Annotated in this window: 4 protein-coding genes; 1 reads left to right on the top strand and 3 read right to left on the bottom strand. The window is 65.2% G+C overall.

What is annotated here, in order from left to right; genetic code table 11:
- Positions 1-109 precede the first annotated feature (109 nt).
- On the bottom strand, positions 110-481 hold the full coding sequence (locus tag Q664_RS18730) for a hypothetical protein (RefSeq protein ID WP_043397152.1): 372 nt from the start codon (positions 479-481) through the stop codon (positions 110-112).
- A gap of 124 nt (positions 482-605) precedes the next feature.
- On the opposite strand from Q664_RS18730, the gene Q664_RS18725 reads away from it, so the two are divergent.
- Entirely contained in the window at positions 606-815 is a 210-nt protein-coding gene (locus tag Q664_RS18725; RefSeq protein ID WP_043397150.1) for a hypothetical protein, read from the top strand.
- Between the two features lie 14 nt (positions 816-829).
- Here Q664_RS18725 and Q664_RS18720 read toward each other — a convergent pair whose 3' ends face one another.
- Together Q664_RS18720 and Q664_RS52310 are read right to left on the bottom strand one after the other, a co-directional pair.
- Positions 830-1,549: an Imm52 family immunity protein gene (locus Q664_RS18720; protein ID WP_043397148.1), complete on the bottom strand. Its 720-nt coding sequence runs from the start codon at positions 1,547-1,549 to the stop codon at positions 830-832.
- Positions 1,546-2,889: a Tox-REase-5 domain-containing protein gene (locus Q664_RS52310; RefSeq protein ID WP_152622190.1), complete on the bottom strand. Its 1,344-nt coding sequence runs from the start codon at positions 2,887-2,889 to the stop codon at positions 1,546-1,548. The genes Q664_RS18720 and Q664_RS52310 overlap by 4 nt, the downstream gene beginning before the upstream one ends.
- Between the last annotated feature and the right edge of the window lie 569 nt (positions 2,890-3,458).

The raw sequence follows: 3,458 nt of genomic DNA, 5'->3' as shown, positions 1-3,458 counted from the left end.
GGTCAGGGCACTCCGCCGCATGACGCAGCACCATCCCCGGATTCGCCCCTACGGTGTCTATCCTGCCGACAAGGGGGCCGTAGAGCATCTCCTCGCGAGAGGGGAGATATCATGTGGCGGTCGTGTCCTGGAGTGCGCTGACGATGTTCTCTCCTGTCGTCTCCGGCCCCAACTCGATACTTCGGTTATAGCCCTCGTCGAATAGCAGGAAGGGCTGGCCCTGGGGGAAGATGGCCCGATATTCGAGGGCGAACTTGGCACAGTCACCGGGGGCGCCATAGAAAACGACGGTCGACCCCTCCAGGTTGAGGTGCCCGTCAATCGAGGATTCCGACATCCGTATACGGAAATCGACAGAGCGTGGCCCTCCTGGAATGTCGACGGATTTGGTGATTGCGGAGGGCCACCGAGAAGTCAGGACTTGGATGAACTCCTGCTCGGAGAGACACCAGCCCTCTCGACCCATGAGGAAATAATCCATGAGCGTTCTCCTTTCAGGTGCGGACCACGACCCTGCCCTTCAGACGCAGCGCCGTCATCAATTCTTCGAAGAAGGAGGCAGCGCGCAAGTCGTTGCGGGCTGGTGACATGCTTGATTTCCAGAGGTGTCTCCGCCTCAGTTCGCCGCCATGGTGGACCCGGTGCCCACGGTGCACCTCGACGGCGATGGCTGCTTCCAGGGCATCGACATCCAGGAAGTGCCAGGCCAGCAGATGCTGGAGGTGTTGCCCATGGAGCCGCAGAGGAAGGCGGAGTTCCTCGAGAACCTGGAGGCCGGCGAGCAGCGCGTGCCTCCCGGCTCGACGCAGCTCTGAGGGACACCCTATCTCTACTCGAGAACCGGGCGAAGTAGCTCCTTTGCGTCCAACACCTCCTGAACCCTGAGCCCGAGCGACACGTGCTCCGGGTTGGCGGCGCTGAGTCGCTCCGGCGCGCCGACGATCAAGTTGCCCTTGTCCTCGACGGGCTCAACTCGGGCGGGCGGCGGTAGTGGCGGAATCTCCCCCCGAGTTCGGGCAAGGTAGGTGAGCCAACCCACAAAGCCTCTCGGATCTCTGGCAGGTCGAAGCGCCCGACGAAACTCATGGGTGGCGACAACGCCGAAGAGCGGCTCCCACGCGAGCACCATTGCCCGCAGCACGCTCACCAGGACGCGAGTTGTCAGCACACGCGGTCCCTCTGGCTCAACGTCTGCCCGAGGAAGATAAAGCAAGCAGCTATTGGGGTAGGCCCCAGATGCATCCCCACAAGTGAGGTGCACCATCCCCCCGCGCCCGGCGTCCTCGTGCCCCGTCCAGGCCCCAAAGCTGAATCCGTCCTTTCCGAGCTGGTTCTCCTCGCACTGAAAGAAGCGAAGGAAGGTCTCGAAATCCGGCGTGAACTCCCGCTGGAGCGCTTCCTCCAGTGAGTCATCCTGCTCGAACCAACGAGCGTAGATCTCGTCGCATTGCGCGAGGAGACGAAAGAAAACAACCGACCGCCGGGCGCACTCCTCCGCGGATTCGAGCCGGGCTGGCCAGTAGACGCCCGCGTAGTATCTCTCCGTCATGGCACTCCTCCCGCTGCAACCCGCTGGTAGACAACCTCGATCCCGTGAAGGCCCGCATTCTCGAGCATCTTCTCGAGAATACCGACCATCTCCGGCTCTGCCACGTACCACCGGATAGGGACTCCACCGGCTACCTTGATCTGGCGCTTCGCTGTCTCCAGCAGCTTCTTCGCGCCCCGAAAATATTCCTTGGGCTCGAGGTTCTCGTCGTAGTGCTTGGCGTAGCTAAACGCCTTGCCATCCTGCAGAACCCCCTCCGAGATGCTGTAGCCGTCGAAGTCCGCCTTCTCGCCATTCCTCCAAACGCGATAGACCCACCCCGGCGGCGCCCCCGTCACCTGGCATTGGTAGCAGCGAGAGTCCTCCGACATACTCTCATTTGCCTGCTCCCACTTCCCAGGGCCGCCGGAGGGAGGCCAGCCCCCCCCGCCCTGCGCTCCCATGTTGGCCATGTGCAGAACGGAGGTGGCACTCAGTGCGTTTCCCGCTACCGCAACCACTCCCCCGACAGGAACCGCGACCAGGTGCACCGCGAGAAGCCCATCGCCCGAGAGCGACAAGAGCGGCACGCTCATACTCCCGAGCTTTCCGCCCCAGGATGCAGCCTTCGCAGCTCCTGCCCCCGCGGTGCCCACCGTCAGGACAATCCCCGTCGCCAGCCGCGAGATTGTCCGTACCTTCTCCGCATGGGGCTTGTGACGGAACCCTTCCCACAGCTGCGGAGAGTTCTCGTAAAGCTGCCTCACCGCCCCCGGGAGTTGAACCAACCCCTCGAGTGTCTCGCCCGTGTAGAAGACGAGCCGGTAGAGGCCCTCCACCATGTCCACGACCGCGAGTACAGCGCCCTCGGCCAGCGCGAGCGCCAGGTTGTCGTCGGGCTCATACAAGCCCGCCGGCCGCGCCCCCTTCGGAACCTCGAGCAACTGGTTCACCGGGAAGAGGCGCTCGCCCTCGATAGCGTAGAAGGGGCCCACCTCGAAACGTCCGGCCCGGAATGAACCATCCTCAGCGAGCACTACCTGACCGGCTTTCTGGACAGCGATCCCCGTTGTGGCCCTCACCAGGTATCCGTCCGGACGAAGCACCAGCAACCGCGAGAAGCGGCGCATCCGGGCGTGGAGCTCGTCCCGCGTCACTACCCCGCCCCCCGTGGCTACATCCAAGAGCAGGTGCGCTGCCATGCGGCGGAGCCCAAAGTTACCCAGTGTCACCGGCGTGGAGAGCAGATGTGGCACGAGGTCCAGCGCCTGCTGCGCCGATAGCGTTCGCCCGTCCCTGGGCAACGCGGTGACCGGGACTCCCGCCTGCGAGAGGAACCCCTGGAAGTAGTCGAGTGTCATGGGCACCTCGAACGGCCGTCCGTCGCCCACTCCGTCCGGCCACCCAAGGCCCTTCCCCTCCAGGTTCTCATCCTCATTCCCCACGCCCTCGGTGCGCGCTCGATGCCGCGCCCGCGCCGACGCCCCGGCAATCTCGTCCGCGCCAACCACTGCCGCGCTCACCCCTGCCGCGACGCCGGCCTCCCGCGCCCCGGCTCGTGCGTCCCCGCCATCCAGGTCCTCGGAGGACTCCCCGCTCCTCGGTGAAGACGCCCCGGGTTCCTGGACAGCGCGCCCCTGTGGCTCGGGACTCGTGCGCTGCACTCGCCACCGATGGCGCAAGCCACCTCCCTGCATCCCGCCCATGGGAGAGCCCGTCGCGCACGCCGCCTGCAGCCCGACGAGCACCAGAAGCACGACGCGAAACGCCCACCATGACCTGCCCCGCAGGCGCCCCCCAGCTTCGCGCGAAGTACCACCGCCCTCCCCCGCTCCAGGACTTCGGGACTCATTCGCCATGGCGCTGGCCTCTCCCAGGTGAAACAACCCTGAAGGATAGGAGGCGGGACCCCCAACCATAAAGATGGGGG

Origin of the sequence: Archangium violaceum Cb vi76 (genome assembly GCF_000733295.1) — a bacterium.
Lineage (GTDB): Bacteria > Myxococcota > Myxococcia > Myxococcales > Myxococcaceae > Archangium > Archangium violaceum.
The sequence above is the reverse complement of the archived record's forward strand: the minus strand, read 5'-3'. Positions and strand labels throughout refer to the sequence as shown.

What these genes read in the sequence shown, in the direction of transcription:
- Q664_RS18730 (WP_043397152.1), bottom strand. Translation starts at nt 481, where the DNA reads ATGGATTATTTCCTCATGGGTCGAGAGGGCTGGTGTCTCTCCGAGCAG.
- Q664_RS18720 (WP_043397148.1), bottom strand. Translation starts at nt 1,549, where the DNA reads ATGACGGAGAGATACTACGCGGGCGTCTACTGGCCAGCCCGGCTCGAA.
- Q664_RS52310 (WP_152622190.1), bottom strand. Translation starts at nt 2,889, where the DNA reads ATGACACTCGACTACTTCCAGGGGTTCCTCTCGCAGGCGGGAGTCCCG.